The organism is Lysobacter tyrosinilyticus (assembly GCF_054779815.1).
In genome coordinates, this window is sequence record NZ_BAAGXN010000001.1 from 642,140 (window position 1) to 664,854 (window position 22,715).

The 22,715-nt window shown below is 65.0% G+C and carries 18 protein-coding genes; 7 read left to right on the forward strand and 11 right to left on the reverse strand.

The window, feature by feature from the left end:
* The first annotated feature begins 145 nt into the window (after positions 1-145).
* Complete coding sequence (locus tag ACYVGK_RS02660; RefSeq protein WP_460731672.1) at positions 146-337, forward strand: hypothetical protein; 192 nt, start codon at positions 146-148, stop codon at positions 335-337.
* Between the two features lie 251 nt (positions 338-588).
* Here the strand turns inward: ACYVGK_RS02660 and ACYVGK_RS02665 are convergent, their stop codons facing one another.
* The 4 genes from ACYVGK_RS02665 to ACYVGK_RS02680 are packed head-to-tail and all read right to left on the reverse strand — an operon-like array spanning position 589 to position 4,828.
* Positions 589-1,353 carry a DeoR family transcriptional regulator gene (locus ACYVGK_RS02665; RefSeq protein WP_460731673.1) on the reverse strand — a complete coding sequence of 255 codons (765 nt, stop codon included), beginning with the start codon at positions 1,351-1,353 and terminating at the stop codon, positions 589-591.
* A gap of 34 nt (positions 1,354-1,387) precedes the next feature.
* Complete coding sequence (locus ACYVGK_RS02670) at positions 1,388-2,722, reverse strand: D-tagatose-bisphosphate aldolase, class II, non-catalytic subunit (RefSeq protein ID WP_460731674.1); 1,335 nt, start codon at positions 2,720-2,722, stop codon at positions 1,388-1,390.
* Positions 2,723-2,745: 23 nt separating this feature from the next.
* On the reverse strand, positions 2,746-3,678 hold the full coding sequence (locus ACYVGK_RS02675; protein ID WP_460731675.1) for an ROK family protein: 933 nt from the start codon (positions 3,676-3,678) through the stop codon (positions 2,746-2,748).
* Complete coding sequence (locus ACYVGK_RS02680; protein ID WP_460731676.1) at positions 3,671-4,828, reverse strand: SIS domain-containing protein; 1,158 nt, start codon at positions 4,826-4,828, stop codon at positions 3,671-3,673. The genes ACYVGK_RS02675 and ACYVGK_RS02680 overlap by 8 nt, the downstream gene beginning before the upstream one ends.
* Positions 4,829-5,400: 572 nt before the next feature.
* Between ACYVGK_RS02680 and ACYVGK_RS02685 the strand changes: the two genes are divergently transcribed.
* The 4 genes from ACYVGK_RS02685 to ACYVGK_RS02700 all read left to right on the forward strand — a co-directional run bounded on the left by ACYVGK_RS02685 (position 5,401) and on the right by ACYVGK_RS02700 (position 12,065).
* Positions 5,401-8,409 (forward strand): TonB-dependent receptor, encoded by a 3,009-nt coding sequence (locus tag ACYVGK_RS02685; protein ID WP_460731677.1) that lies wholly within the window; start codon positions 5,401-5,403, stop codon positions 8,407-8,409.
* A 228-nt stretch (positions 8,410-8,637) separates the two neighbouring features.
* Entirely contained in the window at positions 8,638-9,717 is a 1,080-nt protein-coding gene (locus tag ACYVGK_RS02690) for an RICIN domain-containing protein (protein ID WP_460731678.1), read from the forward strand.
* 162 nt (positions 9,718-9,879) lie between these two features.
* On the forward strand, positions 9,880-11,244 hold the full coding sequence (locus ACYVGK_RS02695; RefSeq protein WP_460731679.1) for a Gfo/Idh/MocA family protein: 1,365 nt from the start codon (positions 9,880-9,882) through the stop codon (positions 11,242-11,244).
* 353 nt (positions 11,245-11,597) lie between these two features.
* The gene (locus tag ACYVGK_RS02700) at positions 11,598-12,065 is read left to right on the forward strand and encodes a hypothetical protein (protein WP_460731680.1); all 468 of its coding nucleotides are present in this window, start codon (positions 11,598-11,600) and stop codon (positions 12,063-12,065) included.
* 45 nt (positions 12,066-12,110) lie between these two features.
* Here ACYVGK_RS02700 and ACYVGK_RS02705 read toward each other — a convergent pair whose 3' ends face one another.
* A complete protein-coding gene (locus ACYVGK_RS02705; protein ID WP_460731681.1) occupies positions 12,111-12,845 on the reverse strand; it encodes a DsbA family protein in 735 nt (244 codons plus the stop codon).
* A 185-nt stretch (positions 12,846-13,030) separates the two neighbouring features.
* Between ACYVGK_RS02705 and ACYVGK_RS02710 the strand changes: the two genes are divergently transcribed.
* Both ACYVGK_RS02710 and ACYVGK_RS02715 read left to right on the forward strand, forming a co-directional pair.
* The gene (locus tag ACYVGK_RS02710; RefSeq protein ID WP_460731682.1) at positions 13,031-14,623 is read left to right on the forward strand and encodes an FAD-binding oxidoreductase; all 1,593 of its coding nucleotides are present in this window, start codon (positions 13,031-13,033) and stop codon (positions 14,621-14,623) included.
* Between the two features lie 164 nt (positions 14,624-14,787).
* Positions 14,788-15,804: a hypothetical protein gene (locus tag ACYVGK_RS02715; protein WP_460731683.1), complete on the forward strand. Its 1,017-nt coding sequence runs from the start codon at positions 14,788-14,790 to the stop codon at positions 15,802-15,804.
* 78 nt (positions 15,805-15,882) lie between these two features.
* Here ACYVGK_RS02715 and prpF read toward each other — a convergent pair whose 3' ends face one another.
* The 6 genes from prpF to modA form a co-directional block, all read right to left on the reverse strand.
* Entirely contained in the window at positions 15,883-17,070 is a 1,188-nt protein-coding gene (gene prpF, locus ACYVGK_RS02720) for a 2-methylaconitate cis-trans isomerase PrpF (protein ID WP_460731684.1), read from the reverse strand.
* A gap of 66 nt (positions 17,071-17,136) precedes the next feature.
* Positions 17,137-17,586 (reverse strand): SRPBCC family protein, encoded by a 450-nt coding sequence (locus tag ACYVGK_RS02725; protein ID WP_460731685.1) that lies wholly within the window; start codon positions 17,584-17,586, stop codon positions 17,137-17,139.
* 152 nt (positions 17,587-17,738) lie between these two features.
* Positions 17,739-20,351, reverse strand: a complete 2,613-nt coding sequence (gene acnD / locus ACYVGK_RS02730; protein WP_460731686.1) for a Fe/S-dependent 2-methylisocitrate dehydratase AcnD — start codon at positions 20,349-20,351, stop codon at positions 17,739-17,741.
* Between the two features lie 145 nt (positions 20,352-20,496).
* Positions 20,497-21,132, reverse strand: coding sequence for an ATP-binding cassette domain-containing protein (locus tag ACYVGK_RS02735; protein ID WP_460731687.1), 636 nt, complete (start codon positions 21,130-21,132; stop codon positions 20,497-20,499).
* Complete coding sequence (gene modB, locus ACYVGK_RS02740) at positions 21,119-21,838, reverse strand: molybdate ABC transporter permease subunit (RefSeq protein WP_460731688.1); 720 nt, start codon at positions 21,836-21,838, stop codon at positions 21,119-21,121. The genes ACYVGK_RS02735 and modB overlap by 14 nt, the downstream gene beginning before the upstream one ends.
* A 7-nt stretch (positions 21,839-21,845) precedes the next feature.
* Positions 21,846-22,616, reverse strand: coding sequence for a molybdate ABC transporter substrate-binding protein (gene modA, locus ACYVGK_RS02745; RefSeq protein WP_460731689.1), 771 nt, complete (start codon positions 22,614-22,616; stop codon positions 21,846-21,848).
* Positions 22,617-22,715 lie beyond the last annotated feature (99 nt).

A 22,715-nucleotide genomic window follows, 5' to 3' on the forward strand; every position in this document is an offset into this window, starting at 1 on the left:
CTACTGTCCCTCCGGCGTTTGTTTGCCAAGGGCCGCAGGTGGGTTCAACAGTTCATTCAAGCCGAAGCCGTTTTGCGGCACGACGGCTTAATTCAGGCGTTCGCGAACCTCCGCTTCGATCCGAAGCGGACACCGTGCTTGCGTCGTGCTGCCGGACTCAAGTTCGCAGGCCTTCCCGAATCACGAGTTCGGCCTGACCGCCACGCTGGACGTGGGTGTGGAGGCGCGGTTGAACAAGTCGGTTAGCCTGTTCGGTTCGCTGTCCTATGGCGAGCGCCTGGCAGGAAGCAACTCCGAGCAGCGACAGGCGAATGTGTGTGTGCGCATCCGCTGGTGAGTGGGCGCTACCAACATCGTCTGTGCACGTAGTCGATCTGCCAAAGAGAGCCCCGGATGTCCGGGGCTTTCTTTTTTAGTGTTTCGCGCCGCATCTCAACGGCGGAGCTGCCGAGGCTGCGAAACACGGGGCCGTAGCCTCTTGGGCGCTTGAAGGCCGCTTCCAGCGCCGGCCAATTTATTCTTTAAGTGAGTGGCCAATTTTTGCTTTAACGAACAGCTGCTGCGCAGTGCCTATCCGCTAGCCGATGGCTAGGCGATGATCACTTCAATCCCCAGCCGCTGCAGTCCCTCGCGATATTCGGGGCTGATGCTTTCGTCGGTAATGAGCGTGTGGATCTCGTCGAGCTTGGCGATGCGATGCAGGCTGACGCGGCCGAACTTCGAGGCGTCGGTTAGCACCACGATCCGACGCGCACGTTCGACCATGCGGTGGTTGAGGCTGGCTTCGGCCTCGTGGTGCGTGGTCAGGCCGAACTGCAGGTCGAGGCCGTCCACGCCCAGGAACAGGGTGTCGAAGCTGTAGTTGCTCAGGCTCGCCGCGGCCTGGCCGCCGTGCAGCGACAGCGAATGCTTCTGCAGGCGTCCGCCGGTCAGCAGCAGCTGCACGCCTGACGCATTGGCCAGTTCCCAGGCCACGTTGAGGCCGTTGGTCATCACCGTGACATCGTTGTGATCGCGCAGATGCCGCGCCAGCATCACCGTGGTCGAGCCCGAGTCGATGATGATGTTCTCGCCCGACTTCACCAGCTGTGCCGCGCGCGCACCGATCCGTTCCTTGAGCGGGAGGTTGAGCGCGTCCTTTTCGTGGATCGCCTGTTCCTGCGGCGGCGTGCGCATCAGGGTGGCGCCGCCATGGTTACGCGTGGCCAGGCCCTGCGACTCGATATGGGTGAGGTCGGCCCGGATCGTCACCGCCGAGACCCCGAAGCGCTCGACCAGCTCGGTCACCTGCACGTTGCCGTGCTGGACCAGCATTTCCATGATCTGTTGCCGGCGTTGACGAGTGTTTCGCATGGCGCTGCTTCTTGGGCTCGATGAGGGCGAAAGCTTACCGTTCCGAAAGAATCGGTGCTTGCGAGTTTGCGTTTTCGTTGCGCGCGCCAGCCTGGTTGCGGGCGCAGGCGCGGGCGTACTCGGCCAGGCGGCCGGCGATCCGGTGCTGGATCAGTGCGTGCGGTTCCGGCTCCAGGCGGCCTTCGACGATCGCGGCGTGCTGCTCGGGCAGGAACTGGCTCAGCAACGTCAGCGGGATGGCGTGGCGCTGCAGATTGTCGAGCAGCCGGGTCACCGCGCCGCGCACTTCCGGCTCGCCCCAGTAATAGCGACAGCGATCGCTGAGCGCATAGCGGCGCAGCAGGCGCAGTTGCTGCTCGTCGCCGTGGTAGTGGTTCTGCCAGTGCTTCGGTCGCGCGAGCATGCACCGCTCCAGCACCTCGGGCAGGTGCGATTGCGCCGTTTCCGGCAGCAGCTCACTTTCGATCGCCGCCAGTGCAAACAGTGCTTCGCGATAGGCGAACGTAGCCGCCGGGCCGACCTTGAGGATCGCGAAGTGGTCGCGCACCAGCGCGTGCAGTGAGGCTTCGCGCTGGTAGTCGGTGGAGTGCGCCTCGAACACGATGCGCGGCTGCGTCTCGACGAAGTCCGACAACGCGCCCGCGGCCTGCGGGTCGTAGTGGTGCACGTCGCTGTGATCGAAGTCGACGCCGGGCTGCACCACCATCGCGATGACTCGCTCCCATGCGGGCAGCAGGTCGGGCGTCGCGAAGGCTTGCCGATGGATCTCCAGCGTTATTGCCGCGGCGTTCGGATCCGTCACCGCGAGGCCGCCGGCCAGCGAGGCTTCGCCGCCGGGCACCGGCACTTCGGTGCCGATCACGTACACCGGCGGCGGCAATCCGGCCTCGTCCGCCGTGCGTTCGGCGATGCGCGCCAGTTCGGCCGAACGCGCGGCCACGATCGCGTCGGGCAGCGGCGTGGGGTCATCGGCGCAGGCCATGCTGCAGTCGAGATGGATCTTGTGGAAGCCGGCGGCGACGTAGGCCCGGATCAGCTCGCGCGCATGCACCATGGCTTCCGCAGCGGGAAGCTTCTGCCACGCGTTGGGGCCTAGGTGATCGCCGCCGAGGATCAGGCGTTCGATCGGAAAGTCCTGCGCGCGCGCCAGCTGCAGCACATAGTCGCGGAACTGCGCGGGCGTCATGCCGGTGTAGCCGCCGAACTGGTCGACCTGATTCGACGTCGCTTCGATCAGCAGCGGGGTGTCGTAGTGCTTCGCCACCTGCATGGCGGCGAGCAGCACCTGGTCGTTGCTACAGCACACGCTGTACAGGCCGACATTCTCGCCATGACGGTGGGCGGCGATGAGCGATTGGACGGCGGACACGTAGGGCTCCGGCAGAAAAGGGATCAGGAAATCACAGCGTGTTGGCGTGCCAGCAATGCAGCGCCCCGCGCACCGCCGGCATCGCCGAACTTCGGTGGCAGGATCGGCGGTACGCGCACGCCAGCGAACAGATGCGCGGCCACGGCAGCAGGCAAGTCGTCATAGAGTCGTTCGCACTTGGACAGGCCGCCGCCGAGCACGATGACGTGCGGATCCAGTGCGAGCACCAGGCTAGCGAGGCTGTGGCCGAGCAGGTCGCGATGGATCGCGATTGCCTGGCGCGCGATGGTGTCGCCGGCGTCGGCGCGCGTCACGATCGCGCCGGCATCGATCGCCACGCCGTCCAGATGCTGATGAATCAGTGCCAGCCCGCTGCCGGACACGTAGCGCTCCACGCAGCCCCGCAGCCCGCAGGCGCAGTCGAGCAGCGGCAATGCATAACGTGCGAGCAGCGTGGCCGGTGCGGTCCAGTGGCCCCATTCGCCGGCAATCCCATTGCCGCCTGCGATCAGGCGTCCTTCGACGCAGTAACCACCACCGGCACCGGTGCCGAGGATGGCGCCGAACATGCTCGGATAGCCTTCGGCGGCGCCGCCATTGGCTTCCGATAAAGCGAAGCAATGACAGTCGTTGCCCACGTGCAGCGGACGCTGCAATCGCGCCTGCAGATCCGCGACGACCTGCTGTCCAGTCAGCGCGGGCACGTTGGAGCTGAGCTGGCGACCGCTGATGCGATCGCGCACACCGGGCAAGCCCAGGCCGACGGCGGCACACACGCTGCCCAGTTCGGCATCCGTGGCTTCGATCAGTCCGGCGACGGTGCGCAGGAACTCGGCGTAATCGCGGGTCGGCGTGTCGATGCGGCGCCGATGTCGCTCCTGCATGGCGGCATCGTAGGCCACCAGTTCGATCTTGGTGCCGCCGATATCCAGGCCATAGCAGACCGACTCAGCCATGGCGATGGATGGTCACGCCTTTGACGACGCGATTGACGGTGCCGTCGGGGAACGGATTGTCGGGCGTAAGGCCGAGCGCCGCCGAGCGGTTCAATGCATAGAGCTGGGGCATGACCAGCCACACCGGCGCGAGCCAGGCATCGGGCAATTCCGGTGCGGGCAAAGTGAAGTCGCCGGATGCGTCGTCACCGGCTTGGGGTCCTACCGATAGCACCTGGCCGGCAACACCGTCGCGACGCAATTCTTCCAGCAGGTCCTGTTCGTACAGCCGCGCGAGCGGTTGCGCGCTGCGCAGCATCACCACGAGCGTGTCGGTATCGAGCAACGACTTGGGACCGTGGCGGAAGCCCAGTGGCGTATTCGCCAGCGCCGGAACACGACCAGCCGTGAGTTCCAGCACCTTGAGCGCGGCCTCGCGCGCCAGCGCCTCGAGCGGACCGCTGCCCAGGTAGATCACGCGCGAATACGCGCGCTGCGCCAGCGTCGCCACGGCTGACTGCCACTGGGTGTGTGCCTGGCGAGCGAGCGTTGCGAGCGTGCGCAGACGTTCCAGACGCTGCGGCCATGCGCTGGTGTCGAAGGCGGCGAGCGCAGCCAACTGCATGCAGGTCAGGCTACTCGTCATCGCGAAGGCGCGGTCGCAGCTGGCCGGTGGCATCAGCAGGGTGAACGTATCCGCGCGGCCATGACCACGGCGCGCGAGTTCGCCGTCGTTGTTGCAGGTGATGTCGAGGAAGCGCGTGGTGGTGACCGATGCGCGCACCAGTTCCACGGCGGCCACGCTTTCCGGGCTGGAACCGCTGCGCGCGAACGACACCAGCAGCGTCGGGCGGTCGCGTTCGAGATACAGCGCCGGATGTGTCAGCAGCGTGGTCGTGTGGATCGCGCGTACTTCCGCCGGCCAGAACGCATTGATCTGGTCCGCGACCATTTCGGCGATGAAGCCGGAGCTGCCGGCGCCCGTGAGGATGACGCGGTGATCGGGTTGGTGCAGCCACTCGCCGAGAAATTCGTCGAGGCCTTCGCGCGCCTGCTCGAGCGCATGCGCGAGTTCGCCCCACAGAGTGGGCTGTTGGGCGATCTCTTCGGCGGTATCGCGTCCGCCGCGTTGTTGCCATGCGGCCAGGTCGGGGAGGGGGGTGGCGTCCATTCGTGATTCCAGTTGGTCCAGCGCACGATCAGATTTTTCTTTCGAAATGTCAATCATCGAAAGCAAAAGGAAAGTTTTTGATTGCGTCATTAAGACGGCAAGCGGCCCAGGGAGTTCCGGCGTGGCGGCTTAGCGCACGGCTGGGAGGCTCAAAATCACGCGAAATAGTAAGTTTTGCTCCGCACAAAATTTCGATTTAGATGACAAATCCTTCTTTTTACTTTCAATTTATTGACATTCTCAAAAAAGCTGGCCTAGAGTCGGCCGCAATGGTTTCGAATGCCCGCCAATGCGGGAGCTGGGGGAGAGTTTGGAAACCCATAGGTGGCTCCGGACAGTGCCGGCTCTTGCGTCTAAGGCAGCGACCGTCGCGTCCATTGGTGACGACTCCCTGTCTGCGTTTCTGATCGGACAGGAGGGCGCGACCGCCATTCCCAACGCATAACCGCGCTTCACCCATTCCCCTTCCGACTGCGGCCCGACGGCCGCGGCCCAGGACCGTTGTTGCCTCACGCCAGCCATCCATCCGTGCAGCGCCGTGCGCTGCAGACAGTTCGAATCAGGAGATCAAGATGTTGCCTGCAAGCCGCCGCCATCGCTCCATACCTGCCACCACCCTCTCCTTGGCACTCAGTGCTGCATTGGCCGCCGCTTTCCCGGCCGCTGCGCAAACAGCGGAAGTCGCCGCGCAGGCGACCGCCAATAGCGACAAGAGCGACAGCAAGGACAAGCCGACCGAACTCGAACGCGTCGAAGTCACCGGCTCGAGCATCAAGCGCATCAACGCCGAAACCGCCTCGCCGCTGCAGATCATCAGCAAGCAGGAAATCGAGAACATGGGTGCCCGGACGCTGCTCCAGGTACTCGACAACCTCCCCGCCGCGCGTCCGGCGCAGGTGGACTCCAAGTCGCTGTTCACCGGCTCCGACGGCGCGTCGCAGGCCAATCTGCGCGGCCTCGGTGCGCAAGGCACGCTGGTGCTTTTGAACGGTCGCCGTCTGTCGTATTACGGCGCGCCAGCCGGCTTCCAGACCCAGTTCGTCAACATCGACGCGATTCCTGCGGCCGCGATCGAGCGCATGGAAGTGCTGACCGACGGCGCCTCGGCCGTCTACGGCTCCGATGCGGTGGCCGGCGTGATCAACGTGATCACCAAGCGATCGTTCAAGGGCGCCGAGCTCAACCTGACCACCGACAAGTCGTCGCGGATCGATTCCTACGGCGAGCACCAGGCCAGCATCACCGGCGGCTTCGGCGATCTCGACGAGGATCGCTACAACGTCTACGGCACGCTCAACCTCTACCGGCGCGATCCGATCCCGCTGCGCGACGTGTACGACAAGAAGCCGGACCAGTACTACGTCAACAATCCGAACTACATCACCAATTTCCGCCTCAACACCGGCAGTGCGCCGGGCGTGTTCAACCCCGGCACGTATTTCGCCTTCGATCCGACGACCGGCGCGCGTGTCCAGGAAGCGGCGCCGGGTTGCAACAACGTGATCCCTGCGGCGGGAGGTACGCGCTGCGTGTGGCAGACGTGGTTGAACAACGAGATCGATGGCGGCGCCGAATCCGAGCGCATCACCGCCTACGTCAACGGTCACTTCCTGATCGGCGAGACCACCGAAGCCTTCGCCGAAGCGACTTACACCGACATTGATCTGCGCGCCAACGGCGGCACGCCGCGCGCCTTCAGCACCACCACCGGCAATCCGAGCAGCTGGTTCTCGCGCAACACCGGCACCAACGTCAATCAGTTCTTCTACCCGTACCTGGGTCCGAACAACGACTACAACCATGCAAGCCCCGCGCTGAAGGCGTTGATGGGCGGCGTAGTCGGCATGCAATACCTGTTGCAGGACGCGGGCGACGATTACTTCGGTCAGCGCAATACCGACAAGAGCTATCGCGCGCTGGCCGGACTGCGCGGCAGCTTCGGCGATTGGGATTGGGAAACCGCGTTCGCCACCGCCGGCACGCATTCGGTCACCTACCAGACCGTCAACGTCAACCTCGACGGCTTCGCCAAGGCATTCGGCCCGTTCACCATCGACCCGGGCACCGGCCGCGTGATCATCTCCGACCACCCGGCGTACAAGTTCGGCGAGATCAGCGACGCGAACGCCGCGCTGTTGCGCGAGGCCTACCCGACCTTCGATATCCAGTCGTGGACCCGACTGCATACCCTGGACGGCAAGATCGAAGGCCCGGTCTACACCTTGCCGGCCGGCGAGGTACGCGCGGCCTTCGGCTTCAACCTGTCGCGCGAAACCTTCTTCACCCCGGGCAACGACGACGCCGCCAACGGCAAGATCACCCAGCAGGGCGGTTCGTTCTTCGACGGCAAGCGCACCACCAGCGCGCTGTTCGCCGAAGCGGTCGCGCCGATCACCGAGAAGCTTGAGGTCGATGCGGCGCTGCGCCTGGACAAGTATCCGAACTTCGACACCAACTTCGCGCCCAAGATCGGCGTCAAGTACCAGGTGCTGCCGCAATTGCTGCTGCGCGGCACCTATTCGGAAGGCTTCCGCGCGCCGAGCCTCGCCGAATCCGGCACCGGTGGCGTCTTCGCCCAGCTCGGCGGTTACCGGGACGAGGTCCGCTGCAACGAAACCAACGCGATCGCCAACCTGCTGCTGCAGTCGAACCGCGCTATGGACGTCGATCTGGGTAATTCGTTGTTGAACACCGATTGCAGCCGCACCGTCGCCCGCATGACCCAGCCGAACAAGGATCTGAAGCCGGAAAAGGCCAAGATCTCCACGCTGGGCTTCGTGTACGAACCGACCCAGTGGCTGTCGGTGTCGGCTGACTACTGGTTCATCTACCGCCGCGACCAGATCGCTGCGCCGGACTTCAGCAAGCCGGAAGACATCGCGTCGATGACGCGCAATCCGATCAGCGACACCGATCGCGCCAACCTGGCTGCGCTCGCCGCGATGTGCGCCGATCCGGCCAGCGGCGTGACCTGTCCGACCACGCTGCCGAACTACAGCGTGGGCAACGTGTCGAGCGTCGTCGGTCAATACAAGAACCGCGGACGTACCCTGATCGACGGCTTCGACGTGGATGCACGCAGCCGCTTCTCGCTCGGCGGCTGGGGTGGGCTGAACGTCGGCCTCGCGGCAACGATCGCACGCCGCGCCGAGTACTACATCGATGACGAGGTGCGCTGGTACTACGGCAATTCCGTCGGCTACTACGGCACGCCGAGGGTGCGCGCCACGTTGAACGCCGACTGGAGCCTGGGCCACTGGACCACCAGTGCGTTCATCAACTATGTCGGCTCGACCAAGTGGGCCTGGGACCGGATCGACGCGCAGGACAACAATGCGGACTCCTGCACTGCAGGTTACGTGGATTTGCAGCCCAGCAAGTGCGACGGCGTTCCGTCCTGGTGGTCGGCCAACCTGGGCGTGAGCTGGCAGCCGTCGGAGAAGCTGCGGGTTGGCCTGAACGTCAAGAACCTGTTCGACCGCAGGCCGTTCTACGACCCGAACAGTTCCTTCGGCGACATCAGCGACTACACGAACCTGTACGGCCGCATCTACAGCGTGTCGCTGGACTACAAGTTCTAGTTCCGGATCGCGCCGGTTCTGCCGGCGCCATCACCCACGGGTGATCGCAATCACCGCTGCAGCGCAGCGGTGACTCGGCCGGCGGCGCCTCGATGAGGCGTGCCGGATGGGCCTCGAGTCGAAGCGGTGCGGCGAAACAGAAAGACAGCCGCACCGAGGCGCTGATGGAGTTGCAACACGCATTGCCGCAAGCAACCACTTCAGTATCCAGACAAGGAGGAAACCGCAATGATCGGAAAGTCGATGTTCAAAGGAATCACTTCGTTGTTGTGTGGTGCGCTGGCCTTGGGGGCCAGCTTCACCGCCGCCGCGACCTATGTGCCTGGCAGTTATGTGTACTGGAATTTCGACGGCGTCACCGGCCTCAGCGACGTGGCTTACTCGGTGACCGTTACGCGCGATCCCAGTCACGCTGCGCAGGTGTTCTGGTCCAACCAGGTCGACTTCAGCAATGGCGTCGGTGCCTATGCCGGCATGCAGACCAATGGCGGCGCCCAGCGCATGTTCCTGTTCTCGGTATGGGATGTCACCGAAGCCGTGCCCGGCGCGGGCAGCTGGTGCGAGCCGTTCGGTGGCGAAGGTGTGGGCATGAGCTGTCGTCGCTGGGGCGACTGGAAGCAGGGCGACACCTACGAGTTCCACTACGTGGCCGAAGGCAACGGCTGGTGGGGCATGACCGTCACCAATCTGACCGATCACACCTCGTTCAAGCTCGGAAGCATCAAGGTCGGCAGCGACACGATGAAGCCGGGATCGATCAGCTGGACCGAGTATTTCCGTTGGAACGACGCCGCTTCATCCTGCGAGAGCGAGCCATTCTCACGCGCACGCTTCGACGCACCGCTCGGCAACAACGGTTCCCGCGTCGCGCGGATCACCGGCACGGATATCAAGCCGGAATGCCCGGCTTCCAGCACCGTGACCACGACGGGCGGCTATGCCGTGCAGACCAATGCCATCGGTAATTCCGTCATGAGCACGATCGCCGGCAGCAATGGCAACTGCCTGGATGTCGCCAACGGCAAGGTGATCTCGTATCCCTGTCATGGCGGCGATAACCAGCAGTGGGTCTATTCGCATGACGATACGCTGCGAGCCAAGGACTACAGCTGCGCCATCGTCAGCGGCGGAAGTTCCGTGCGAGCGGGTTCCTGCACGAGCTCGCGTCGAACCTGGCGGGTCAATGGCACGCAACTGATCGAGCGTTCGTCGGGCAAGTGTCTGACCGCCGGTGGCAACGGCACTACGATTGCCACGTGCAATGGGTCGGCGAACCAGCAGTGGAGCGTTCCCGCTCGCGAGCAGTGAACAGAGTAATGGTGGGCCGGAAGCCGCCGATTTTGTCGGCGGCTTCTTTTGAAAGTGCTGAACAACGAAAGCCCATGGCAGCCAGCAGCGCCATGCTGAGAGACGACGACCCGAGCGGCCGAGCAAGGAAGATCCGGCTGCGACTCCTGAGGAAAGATTGCAATGAACCGTAGAGATTTCATCATCACCGGCGCCACGCTAGGCGCGGCGAGCCTGCTGCCGATGGCGCCGGCGTTCGCCGCACGCCATCGCGACAAGCTACGTATCGGCCTGATCGGTACCGGTATGCGCGGTCAGACGCATCTGGCTGGAATGCTGGGACGCGACGATGTCGATGTCGTCGCCTTGTGCGATATCGAGCCGATCATGCTTGGCCAGGCGTTGGCGATGATCGACAAGGCCGGTCGCAAGAAGCCGGCGACCTACGGCGGCGACGGCGACGTCAATGCTTGGAAACGGCTGCTCGCGCACAAGGGCGTGGATGCGGTGATCATCGCCACGCCATGGGAGTTGCACGCGCCGCAGGCGATCGCGGCGATGGAGGCGAAGATCGCGGTCGGCTGCGAAGTCGTCGCCGGCATCACCCTGCAGGACCATTGGGATGTGCTCAACACGCAGCTGCGTACCGGTACGCCGTACATGCTGCTGGAGAACGTTTGCTACCGCCGCGACGTGATGGCGATCCTGCAGATGGTGCGCGCCGGCCTGTTCGGCGAACTGATGCATCTTCAGGCGGGTTATCAGCACGACCTGCGTGGAGTGAAGTTCAACTCGGGCAATCCGGATGAACCCTACGGTAGTGGCGCCGAGTTCGGTGCGCGCGGATGGTCGGAGGCGCGCTGGCGCACCGAGCACTCGGTCGAGCGCAACGGCGAGCTCTATCCGAGTCACGGTATCGGCCCGGCCGCGATGTACACCAACATCAATCGCGGCAACCGCTTCACCCATATCAACTCGTTCGCGACCAAGACACGCGGATTGCACGATTACATCGTCGGACACCCGAAGGGTGGTGCCGATCATCCCAGCGCGAAAGTGCAGTTCAAGCTGGGCGACGTGGTCACCACCACGCTGCGTTGCGAGAACGGCGAGACCATCCTGCTGCAGCACGACACCTCGTTGCCGCGTCCGTACTCACTGGGATTCCGCGTGCAGGGCACCCACGGCTTGTGGATGGACGTCAACCAGAGCATCCACGTCGAAGGTCGCAGCAAGCCGCACGCGTGGGATCCGGCGCAACCGTACCTGGACGAGTACGACCATCCGCTGTGGCGCAAATACGCGGACAAGGCCGCGGGCGCCGGACACGGCGGGATGGACTGGTTCGTGCTGCATGCGTTCGTCGAGGCGCTCAAGCGCGACGAGCCGATGCCGATCGACATCTTCGATGCGGTGACCTGGAGCGCGATCACGCCGCTCTCGGAGCAATCGATCGCCTCCGGCTACCAGACCCTGGAGTTTCCTGATTTCACGGGCGGGCGTTGGCAGGAGCGCAAGCCGATCTTCGCTTTCAACGATCGCTATTGAACGAAAGGCGCCCCTCATCCGCCCTTCGGGCACCTTCTCCCCGCTGTGCGGGGAGAAGGACAAGCAAATTCAGCGCGTTGTGATTTGCCCCTCGCCCCGCTTGCGGGGAGAGGGACCGCGTTGCGCAGCAACGCAGGGTGAGGGGCGGGGTTGCGCCATCGAATGCATCTCTTCGACAAGGCGCAGATGCAGAAGCACCGCCACGCACGTGCCTTGATGTTTGGCTATAGTGCGCGCCTTTCGCCCGGGTCTCCGGGCGATCCCGTCGTCGCAACTTCCGTCACCACGTGCACGGATTGCCACGCCGCGGCGCGCGCTTCCGCACGCCGCCATCATCAAGGAGCAATACTCGCATGCAAGCCAGTACGATTCTTACCGCTCTGCTCGCCCTCGGCGGCATCTCTACCGCCCACGCCGGCCAGTGCAGGCACGTCCGTTTCGATGTGATCGAAGTGCCCGCGACCGCGGGCTGCACGTTGGGCGCGTCCTGCTGGATCGGCCAATTCGATGGCGATCGCTGGAGCGGCACCACCGAATTCGCGCTCGATGGCTCCAACGCCGGTCCTGCCGCATCGGCGGATTTCATCAGCTACACCGGCCCGTTCGTCTACGCCACGGCCAAGGGAACGCTGACGGTGCGCGAAACCGGCGTGTACAACGTCGGCGAGGGCAAGCCGCAGAGCGGCGGCGTGGTCGGTTATCAGCAGATCGTCAGTGGTACCGGCGAGTTCGCCGGCGCAACCGGTCAGCTGTTCACCGGAGGTCGTGCCGTCAACGGCGTGTTCCGCACCAAGGTCACCGGGCAGGTCTGCCGCAAGTGATCGCGTTTCCCGGGATGGCGCACGCCATCCCGGGCTTTTCGCGCATCAGCCGTCGACTGCGCAGCCCTGCGCATCGCAGCTTGCCGCAAATGCCGCTGCTGCCGGCTTCGATGCGGCGGCGCCAGCCACACGGGTGCTCAGGTGCTCGACGAGCGCCTGGGGGCGCCCGAGATAGTTGCTGAGTTCCAGCACCGCCGGTGCTTCTCCTTCCAGTTGCAACACGATCGTCGGAAAGCCGCGACCGCCGACCTTGGCGAGCAGGCTGCGACTGTGGGTGATGTGTACGTGGAAGCGTTCGTGCGAGACATGCGCGAGTACCTGCGCGAAGGCCGATGCGTCCAGGCCGATCTCTGTCGCCACCAGTTGCAGCACCGCGGTTTCGACGATGCGCAGGCCGCGCACGTAGTGCGCCTTCTGCAGCGCATGCAACAGATCGAAGCCGCGCCCGGCGAGTTCCTCGGCGGCGAGGATCGCGCGGATCGGTGGCTCTGAATCGAGCACCGCGGAGGTGTCTCGCAACAAGCCCTCGAAGTAGGCCTCGCCGAACGGTTGGCCGCTCAGTTGAGCGATGCGATGGTCGTGTGGCAGCACGAATTCGCGCCATTGCGCATCGACGCGACGTCGCGCCGCGCCCGCCATCATGCCGCCAGCATGCAACGACACCGCGAGGTTCGGCACCGTGCGCGCGGCTTCGATGAGCGGGGCGGCGGCGTAACACCAGCCGCAAAACGGATCAAAGATGTAGTGCAGCGTGGCTGCGGAAGCGTCCTGCCGGGTCATTTCGTTCCTTCGATGGTGGGTGGATGAAGCGTGGCCGGTGAGCTTAGCGTTTGACGTAACACGCGCGCTACGCGGGCGTGCGCCATACGCCTTCGTAGCGAAAATCTACCTGTCAAAATTGTCATTGCATATTCGCGGGCAACAGCTAAGATGCGCCCGCTTTCATGGATTGAAACGGACAAGTTATGGACAACAACAATGGCTCTGCCTTTGTCGAACTGTCGCGCGAGCAAGCTTTGTCGCGCTATGGCATCGACACCGGCGCCGCGACGCGTCGCTTCGCCGGTGCCTTCATCGTCAACTCGGTGGCTGACGTCGCCACCATCGTGCATCGCGCCAATCGCAACGGTTACAAGCTGTGGCCGATTTCGGGCGGACGCAATTTCGGCTACGGCACCTCGCTGCCGGTCGAACACGACTGCTACGTGCTCGACCTAACCCAGCTCAAGGGCATCAGCTTCAACGCCGATTCGCACTCGGTCACGATCGAACCGGGTGTCACCCAGGGCGATCTGGCCGAATTCCTCGATCGCCACGAACTGCCGTACCTGGTACCGACCACCGGCCTGGGCCCGAACGGCAGTCTGCTGGGCAATGCGCTCGACGGCGGCTACGGCCTCACCCCGATCATGGATCACTTCGACGCGATCTCCGACGTCGAAGGGCTGTGGGGCAACGGCGAACCGTTCCGCCACGGCTTCAGCGAACTGGGTTGCGAGTCGATGGCGCAGGCCTGGCGCCATGGCATCGGCCCCTCGTTCCAGAGCTTGTTGCGCCAGGGCAATCTCGGCATCGTCACGCGCGCCACGATCCAGCTCGCCCGCGTGCCGGAAGCCTCGCGCGTGCTGGTGATGGAGTGGCGCAGCGAAGCCGACTTCGTCGCCGCGCAACCCGAACTGTCGCGCCTGATCGAAGACATCCCTGGCATCGGCGGGATCATCTCGATGAATGCTCCGCGCATCCTCTCCACCCATGCCGACGCGCCGCTGGGCGACGCACGCAAGGGCGAGGAACGTACTCGCTATCTCGCCCAGCTGGTGCGCGAACGCCAGATTGCGGCCTGGACTTCGGTCGGCACGCTGTACGGTTCGCAGAAGCTCGTCGCTGGCGCGGTGCGCGATCTGCGTCGTCGCCTGCCGGCGGCGCGGGTGTGGGCGTTCTCGGTGCCGATGATCCGTCGCATCGCACGCCTGTCCAAGCTGCTGCCGGCGAGCTGGTTCCCGGCGATTCGTCGCAACATTGGTGCGCTGGTGAATACCGCCGGCACCATCGAAGGTCGTCCGATCGTCGCGTTCCTGCGCATGGCCTATGCGTTGGATCGCAGCGGGCCGGTGATGTCGGCCGAACGCCATCCGGCCCGCGATGGCCAGGGCATCCTGTGGTTCGCGCCGCTGGTGCAGATCCATTCCGCCGGCGTGCGCGGGTATGTCGAATGGGCGAGTCGCGTGTTGGCCGAACACGGCTTCGATCCGCTGCTCGCGGTGACCACGCGCTCGCCGCGCGTGCATTCGGCGACGATTCCGCTGCTGTTCGACAAGGACAACGCGGAGCAGGTCGCACGCGCCAAGGCCTGCTATCGCGCACTGGTGCGCGAGAGCATCAAACAGGGTATGCCGCCCTACCGGATCGGCGTCGACTACATGGATGAGATCCAGCAGAGCAACGACAGTGCGTATGGCGCGACGCTGGCGCGGATCAAGGATGTGCTTGATCCACACGGGATCGTTGCGCCGGGGCGCTATCTGTCGAACCGCGACGAGCAGCGGCAAGTGGCGTAACGCCTCTCCTGGGCGCGGCGAGTTGTCGCCGCGGCCTTCCAGACAGTTCATCAGACAGCGCGGGCTGCATCGTGGCCGTGGGCGTTCGTGCATGAACACACCGTATCGGAAGCGGCTTCGTGGCCGTTTCGATCGCAAATCATCAAAGCAAGGAGCGAGCAGTAATGCAGGGAATCAAGGCAGTAATCGCGCCAATCGCGGCCGGCGCATTGGCGTTGCTTGCGGGCAAGGCGCAGGCGCATGAAGCCACGGTAGGTCTCGAGGCCTACCTCGCTCGTCAGGCGCAGACCTATGTCTGTCAGACCGCGGGCAACCATTCGGTGACGCTGCTGGTGCCGGCGAAATCTGCGCGCCATGTGATCGCACGCGGTGGTCATCTGGGCCCGTGTGCGGTGCGCGGTGACCGCCTGGCGTTGGGCAACGGCTACGTCACCAGCTACGCGCAGCTGACGCCTTCCGGTGTGCCGTGGGCCATCGGCTTCGAATTCCCGGCGGCGATGCTCGACAACCTGCCGACGCTGGGCAACGACGGCCTGAACTGTTTCGACGTCAACGGCGACGGCGAGATCAATGTCGAGGGCGGTCACGGCGAGCATGAGGAATGCGCCGGTGGCCACGCGCGCGCGCTGGAAATGCCGATGCAGCAACGCGTTGCACCGTTCAAGTGGGGTCTGGTCAACTGGAATCCGCACGGCCACGAGCCGGAGCACGTGTACGACAAGGCACACTTCGACTTCCACTTCTACACGCAGAGCTACATCGAGCGGAACCTGATCCGCGTCGGTCCGTGCGGACTGGTGGTGAACTGCGACGACTTCGCCAAGGGCCGCAAGCCGGTGCCGGCCGGCTACATCCATCCGGATTTCCTGGAAGTCGGTGCGGTGGAATCGCGCATGGGCAACCACCTCATCGACGTCACGTCGCACGAGTGGGATCCGCACCACGGCTCGTTCACCCAGACCTGGCTGTTCGGCAGCTACGACGGCAAGGTGACGTTCTGGGAGCCGATGATCACGCGCGACTACCTGCTGTCGAAGCCGTTCATGTGCGGAAAGATCAAGCTGCCGCAGCGCTATCTGGTGGGCGGTTACTATCCGACCGAATACTGCATCCGCTATCGCGCGGAGCGTCGCGACTACACGGTGTCGCTGGAAGGCTTCGTCAAGCGCGAGCCGAATTGATCGAGGTCCAGCTCCGGGCTTGCAAAGGTTTCGACGATCGTCATTCCGGCATTCGCCGGGATGACGATCGGGGTCAGGTCAGAACGAATCGCCGGGTACGCGCACCGCGCCTTCCATCAGCACGCGCGCGCTGCGGCTCATCACGGCCTTGGTGACGGTCCATTCGCCATTGGCCTGGCGCACTTCGGCGCCGACGCGCAACGTGCCCGAAGGGTGACCGAAGCGCACCGCCTGGCGTTCACCACCGCCTGTGGCCTGGTTCACCAGCGTGCCCGGGATCGCCGCCGCGGTGCCGATGGCGACCGCCGCGGTACCCATCATCGCGTGATGCAGCTTGCCCATCGACAGCGCGCGCACGTGCAGGTCGATCTCATTGGCGGCGATGTGTTTGCCACTGGACGCCACGTAGTCCTGTGCCGGCGCGACGATGGCGACCTTCGGCGTGTGCTGGCGCTTGGCCGCGTCTTCGACCTTGGCAATCAGGCCCATGCGCACGCCGCCGTAAGCGCGGATCGTTTCGAACTTCGCCAGCGCGGCCTTGTCGTCGTTGATCGCCGGTTGCAGTTCGGTGCCGGTGTAACCCAGGTCGGCGGCGTTGAGGAAGATCGTCGGAATGCCGGCGTTGATCAGTGTCGCCTTGAACGTGCCGATGCCCGGCACTTCCAGGTCGTCGACCAGGTTGCCGGTCGGGAACATCGCGCCGCCGTCCTCGCCCTCATCGGCCGGATCGACAAATTCCAACTGGATCTCTGCGGCCGGAAAGGTCACGCCATCGAGTTCGAAGTCGCCGGTCTCCTGCACTTCGCCATCGGTGATCGGCACGTGCGCGACGATGGTCTTGCCGATGTTGGCCTGCCAGATGCGCACCGTGGCGATGCCATCGCGCGGCACTTTGGCGGGATCGATCAGACCGTTGGCAATCGCGAACGGACCGACCGCCGAGGACAGGTTGCCGCAATTGCCGCTCCAATCGACGAAGGCGGTGTCGATCGAGACCTGGCCGTAGAGATAGTCGACGTCGTGATCGGACACATCGGACTTCGAGATGATCACGCACTTGCTGGTGCTCGATGTCGCGCCACCCATGCCGTCGGTGTGCTTGGCGTAGGGATCGGGCGAACCGATCACGCGCATCAGCAGCGCATCGCGTGCCGGACCCGGTGCCTGTGCAACGGCGGGCAGGTCGTGCAGGCGGAAGAACACGCCCTTGCTGGTGCCTCCACGCATGTAGGTGGCGGGGATGCGGATCTGCGGGGCGTGGGGCATTGGTATTCCTGCTCGAATAGGCGTTTACGGCTCTCGTAGACTGACCCAGCCTACGGACGCGTGTGGTTACGGATTGTCTGGGATATTCGGCTCGACCAGCTGCGCGAGCAGGTTCAGCGACTCCTGCCAGCCGAGGTAGCAAAACTCCGTCGGGATCGCGTCGGGGATGCCCTGCTGGACGATATGCAGCTCGGTGCCGCACATCACGGATTTCAACGTCACGGTGATTTCCATCTGGCCAGGTAGCGCCGGATTTTCGAACTGGTCGTTGTAGCGAAGCTTCTCGTTCGGCACGAGTTCGAGATAGGTGCCGCCGAACGAATGACTGCTGCCGGTGCCGAAGTTGGTGAACGACATGCGGTAACTGCCACCGATGCGCGCATCCATCGAATGCATCTTGCCGGTGAAGCCGTGCGGCGGGAGCCACTTCACCATCGCGTCGGGGTCGAGGAACGCGCGGTAGACGCGCTCGGCGGGGGCCTTGAGGACGCGGTGCAGGGTGACGGTTCCGGGCATTTCGCTACTCCTTGTCATGGAAGTTGATTCTGCTCGTCATCCCCGCGAACGCGGGGACCCAGTGTCGTGGCTTCCAGCCTGGAGCCGTTGGGTTGACCGGCTTCGCCGTTGAAAAGCGCTTCCGCGTTCGCGGGAATGACGAGCTAAAAAGCTTATGCCGCCTGTGCCGACTCGAGGAAGTCGTTGGCGAAGCGCTGCAGCACGCCACCGGCTTCATAGATCGACACTTCTTCGGCGGTATCCAGGCGGCAGGTCACCGGCACTTCCACGCGTTCGCCGTTCTTGCGGTGGATCACCACGGCGAGCGTCGCGCGCGGAGTTCGCGCACCGATCACGTCAAAGGTTTCGGTGCCGTCGATGTCGAGCGTGGTGCGATTGGTGCCGGGCAGGAATTCCAGCGGCAGTACGCCCATGCCGATCAGGTTGGTGCGGTGAATGCGTTCGAAGCCTTCGGCGACGATCGCTTCCACACCAGCCAGACGCACACCCTTCGCCGCCCAGTCGCGCGAGGAACCCTGGCCGTAGTCGGCGCCGGCGATGATGATCAGCGGCTGGCGGCGATGCATGTAGGTCTCGATCGCTTCCCACATGCGTGTGACTTCACCTTCCGGTTCGACGCGCGCCAGCGAGCCCTGCCTCACGCTGCCATCAGGTTGGCGCACCATCTCGTTGAGCAGCTTCGGATTCGCGAACGTCGCGCGCTGCGCGGTGAGGTGGTCGCCGCGGTGGGTGGCGTAGGAATTGAAGTCTTCTTCCGGCAGGCCCATCTTCGCCAGGTATTCGCCGGCGGCGCTGTCGAGCAGGATCGCGTTCGACGGCGACAGGTGATCGGTGGTGATGTTGTCGCCGAGCACCGCGAGCGGGCGCATGCCGCTGAGCGTGCGTTCGCCGGCCAGCGCGCCTTCCCAGTACGGCGGGCGGCGGATGTAGGTCGACATCGGGCGCCAGTCGTACAGCGGGCTGATCTTCTCGCCGTGTTCGACGCTGAACTTGAACATCGGGTCGTACACGCGGCGGAAATGGTCGGGCTTCACGCTCGCGGCGACGACGGCATCGATCTCCTCGTCGCTCGGCCAGATGTCCTTGAGCGTGACCGGATTGCCCAGCGCATCGACGCCGAGCACGTCCTTCTCGATGTCGAAGCGCACCGTGCCGGCGATGGCATAGGCGATGACCAGCGGCGGCGAGGCGAGGAAGGCCTGCTTCGCGTAGGGATGGATGCGGCCGTCAAAGTTGCGGTTGCCCGAGAGCACCGCGGTCGCGTACAGGTCGCGCTCGATCACTTCCTTCTGGATCTGCGGATCCAGCGCGCCGCTCATGCCGTTGCAGGTGGTGCAGGCGAAGCCGACGATGCCGAAGCCGAGCTGCTCCAGTTCCGGCAGCAGCTTGGCTTCTTCCAGATACAGCTGCACGGCCTTGGAACCGGGTGCGAGCGAGGTCTTCACCCACGGCTTGCGAGTGAGGCCGCGCGCGTTGGCATTGCGTGCGAGCAGGCCGGCGGCGATCACGTTGCGCGGGTTGCTGGTGTTGGTGCAGCTGGTGATCGCGGCGATGATCACCGCGCCGTCGGGCATCAGGCCTTCGGCTTCCTGCGCGCGCGCGGCGTCGAGATTGCCGGCGATGCCGCGTTCGGCCAGCGCCGAGGTCGGCAGGCGCTTGTGCGGATTCGACGGGCCGGCGAGGTTGCGCACCACGGTCGACAGATCGAAGCTCAGCATGCGCTCGTACTGTGCGGTCTTGAGTGCGTCGGCCCACAGGCCGGTCTGCTTCGCATAGGTCTCGACCAGCTTGACCTGCGCGTCGTCGCGACCGGTCAGTCGCAGGTAGTCGAGCGTGTTGTCGTCGATGAAGAACATCGCCGCGGTCGCGCCGTATTCGGGCGCCATGTTGGAGATCGTCGCGCGATCGCCCAGCGTCAGCGCCGCGGCGCCTTCGCCACGGAATTCCAGGTACGCGCCGACGACCTTCGATTGGCGCAGGAATTCGGTCAGTGCGAGCACGACGTCGGTCGCGGTGATGCCAGGCGCAGGCCTGCCGGTGAGCTCGACGCCGATGATGTCGGGCAGGCGCATCCACGATGCGCGGCCGAGCATCACGCTTTCCGCTTCCAGACCGCCCACGCCGATCGCGATCACGCCCAGTGCGTCGACGTGCGGCGTGTGGCTGTCGGTGCCGACGCAGGTATCGGGATAGGCGACGCCGTCCTGCGTGAAGATCACCGGGGACATCTTCTCCAGATTGATCTGGTGCATGATCCCGTTGCCCGGCGGGATCACGTCAACGTTGCGGAACGCCTTCTTCGTCCAGTTGATGAAGTGGAAACGGTCTTCGTTGCGGCGGTCTTCGATCGCGCGGTTTTTCGCGAAGGAGCCCTTGTCGAAGCCGGGCGCTTCCACCGCGAGCGAGTGGTCGACGATCAGCTGCGTCGGCACCACCGGATTGATCTGCGCGGGATCGCCGCCCTTGTCCGCGATCGCATCGCGCAGGCCGGCGAGGTCAACCAGCGCGGTCTGGCCGAGGATGTCGTGGCAGACCACGCGCGCCGGGAACCACGGGAAGTCGAGGTCGCGGCGGCGTTCGATCAGCTGGATCAGATAGTCGTTGAGCCTGGCCGGCTCGGCGCGGCGCACCAGGTTTTCCGCATGCACGCGTGCGGTGTAGGGCAGCGTGTCCCAGGCGCCGGGCTTGAGGGCTTCGACCGCGGCGCGTGCGTCGAAGTAGTCGAGCGACGTGCCCGGGAGCGGCTTGCGGAATTGGGTGTTCATGATCTGGCCTGGAGACGTGGCGGGCGACGCGACGGGGCGCCGCGGAGGCTTGCGGGAAGGAAGCAATTATCCCGCAATCGGCCCGGAGGCGTAGCGCCGGGCCTCGCCCGACGCCGCGAGGAACGCCCGTCGCGCAGGCGCGGCGCTAGGTCAGACGGCCGTGATTCATCGTCAATACGCGGTCGGCGAGGAAATCGACTTCGGTCCGCGCATGCGTCACGTACAGCATCGGGATGCGGGTCTCGTCCTTGACGCGCTTGAGGAACGGCAGAATTTGCTGCTTCAGGCGCTCGTCGAGCGAGGACAGCGGTTCGTCGAGCAGGAGCAGGCGCGGCGAATACAGCAGCGCGCGGCCCAGGGCGACGCGCTGGCGTTCGCCGCCGGACAGCAGGGCGGGGCGGCGTTCAAGCAGGTGGCCGATCTCGAGCAACTGCAGCACCGTGTCGAGCGTGAACAGCCGCCGTTCCGGCGCCAACCGTGCATGGCCGTACAGCAGGTTGTCGCGCACGTTCAGATGCGGAAACAACTGCCCGTCCTGGAACACGAGGCCGAAGTGGCGCTGCCAGGCCGGCACGAACACGCGCTGCGCGCGATCGACGAGCACGTCGTCGCCCATGCGCAACTGTCCGGACTGCGGCTTCAGCAGCCCGGCGATCAACAGCAGCAACGTGCTCTTGCCCGAGCCCGATGGCCCGCAGATCCCGGTGACGCCACCGGCGATCTCCGCGCATGCGCCGAGCTCGAAGCTGCCGCGCGCATAGGCGAGATCAAAGCTCAGCATGTGCGCTCCGATGATCGGCGAAGCCGAGGCGGCGTTCGGCGCGCGCGCTGATCCAGTGGCTCACCAGCAATGCAGCGACCGCGAGCGCGATCGACAGCAGGGCGAGCCGCATCGCGCCGGCTTCGCCATCGGGCACGTGGGTGAGCGAATAGATCGCCAGCGGCAGGGTGCGGGTTTCGCCGGGGATGTTGCCGACGAAGGCCATGGTTGCGCCGAATTCGCCCAGGCTGCGCGAGAAGCACAGCACGCAGCCCGCAATCAGGCCGGGCATCGCCAGAGGCAGGGTAATTGTGGCGAATACGCGCCAGGGCCGTGCGCCCAGCGTCGCGGCGGCATGTTCCAGGCGCGCATCGATCAGGCGGAACGCGAGCCGGATCGGCTGCACCATCAACGGAAACGCCATCACCGCGGAAGCCAGGACCGCGCCCTTCCAGTTGAACGCGACGACCACGCCGAAAGTCGCTTCGAGCCAATGTCCTAGCGGGCCCTGCGTGCCGAGCAGCAGCAGCAACAGATACCCGGGCACCACCGGCGGCAATACCATCGGCAGCTGCACCAGCGCGTCAATCAGGAACCGCCCCGGCACGCGGCGCCGCTCCAGCCACCAGGCCAGCGCGATCGCGAAGGGAAGACAGATGACCGTCGCGCACGAGGCAACTTTGGCCGAAAGCCACAGTGCCTGGGATTCTTCTGGCGACAGCCACATGGCCGGATTAGTGCTTCAGCACCGTGAAGCCGTGGCGCTTGAAGATCGCCATCGCCTGCGGGCTGCGCAGGTAGCGCAGGAACGCGACGGCTTCGGGGCGCGCATTCGCCACCAGCGCGAACGGATACACGATCGGCGCATGCGACTCCGCCGGGAACGATGCGACCACTTCGACCTTGTCGCTGATGCGCGCATCGGTCGCATACACGATGCCGGCGCCGCATTCGCCGCGCTCGACGAAGGTCAGCGCGGTACGCACGTCGTCGGTGCCGACGATGCGGTCCTGCAGCGGCTGCCACCAGCCCAGCTTCTCCAGCGCTTCCTTGGCGTAGATGCCGACCGGGACTACGCCCGGTTCGCCGGTGCACAGCTTGCCGCTGAAGGCCTCGGCGATGCGGAAGCCGGATTGCATGCGCGCGTGGAAGCGATGGCCTTTCGGCGCGATCAGCACGAGCGTGTTGCCGAGCAGGTTGTCGCGCGAGCCGTGGTCAATGCGCCCGCGCTGGTCCACGTAATCCATCCACTTCAGGTCGGCGGAGGCGAAGATGTCGGCTGGCGCGCCGGCTTCGACCTGTTTGGCCAGCGCCGACGACGCGCCGAACGCGAGCGTGGGGGCGGGATGGCCCGCGCGCTGCCATTGCTCCGCGATGTCATTGAGCGCGTTGGTGAGGCTGGCCGCGGCGAAGACGCGCGCCGGAGCTTCGCGCACGGTGTCAGTTGCCTGTGCAGGGCCATACACCAGCAGCAGAAGAAGCGCGAGGATGCGAAGAATATGCATGGTTGGAGACGGATCCTCGATTGAAGGTGCCTGCCGCACCGGGCGCCGGCATTGTAGAGCGGAGCTTGCTCCGCTGCTGTTCTGCGGCCCCCAGGAATC

Excerpts from the sequence above, each read along its gene's own strand:
- modB (WP_460731688.1), bottom strand. The coding sequence starts at position 21,838 with ATGTGGCTGTCGCCAGAAGAATCCCAGGCACTGTGGCTTTCGGCCAAA.
- ACYVGK_RS02675 (WP_460731675.1), bottom strand. The coding sequence starts at position 3,678 with ATGGCTGAGTCGGTCTGCTATGGCCTGGATATCGGCGGCACCAAGATC.
- acnD (WP_460731686.1), bottom strand. The coding sequence starts at position 20,351 with ATGAACACCCAATTCCGCAAGCCGCTCCCGGGCACGTCGCTCGACTAC.
- ACYVGK_RS02680 (WP_460731676.1), bottom strand. The coding sequence starts at position 4,828 with ATGGACGCCACCCCCCTCCCCGACCTGGCCGCATGGCAACAACGCGGC.
- ACYVGK_RS02695 (WP_460731679.1), top strand. The coding sequence starts at position 9,880 with ATGAACCGTAGAGATTTCATCATCACCGGCGCCACGCTAGGCGCGGCG.
- ACYVGK_RS02735 (WP_460731687.1), bottom strand. The coding sequence starts at position 21,132 with ATGCTGAGCTTTGATCTCGCCTATGCGCGCGGCAGCTTCGAGCTCGGC.
- modA (WP_460731689.1), bottom strand. The coding sequence starts at position 22,616 with ATGCATATTCTTCGCATCCTCGCGCTTCTTCTGCTGCTGGTGTATGGC.
- ACYVGK_RS02690 (WP_460731678.1), top strand. The coding sequence starts at position 8,638 with ATGATCGGAAAGTCGATGTTCAAAGGAATCACTTCGTTGTTGTGTGGT.
- ACYVGK_RS02685 (WP_460731677.1), top strand. The coding sequence starts at position 5,401 with ATGTTGCCTGCAAGCCGCCGCCATCGCTCCATACCTGCCACCACCCTC.
- ACYVGK_RS02725 (WP_460731685.1), bottom strand. The coding sequence starts at position 17,586 with ATGCCCGGAACCGTCACCCTGCACCGCGTCCTCAAGGCCCCCGCCGAG.
- ACYVGK_RS02710 (WP_460731682.1), top strand. The coding sequence starts at position 13,031 with ATGGACAACAACAATGGCTCTGCCTTTGTCGAACTGTCGCGCGAGCAA.
- ACYVGK_RS02705 (WP_460731681.1), bottom strand. The coding sequence starts at position 12,845 with ATGACCCGGCAGGACGCTTCCGCAGCCACGCTGCACTACATCTTTGAT.
- prpF (WP_460731684.1), bottom strand. The coding sequence starts at position 17,070 with ATGCCCCACGCCCCGCAGATCCGCATCCCCGCCACCTACATGCGTGGA.
- ACYVGK_RS02715 (WP_460731683.1), top strand. The coding sequence starts at position 14,788 with ATGCAGGGAATCAAGGCAGTAATCGCGCCAATCGCGGCCGGCGCATTG.
- ACYVGK_RS02700 (WP_460731680.1), top strand. The coding sequence starts at position 11,598 with ATGCAAGCCAGTACGATTCTTACCGCTCTGCTCGCCCTCGGCGGCATC.
- ACYVGK_RS02665 (WP_460731673.1), bottom strand. The coding sequence starts at position 1,353 with ATGCGAAACACTCGTCAACGCCGGCAACAGATCATGGAAATGCTGGTC.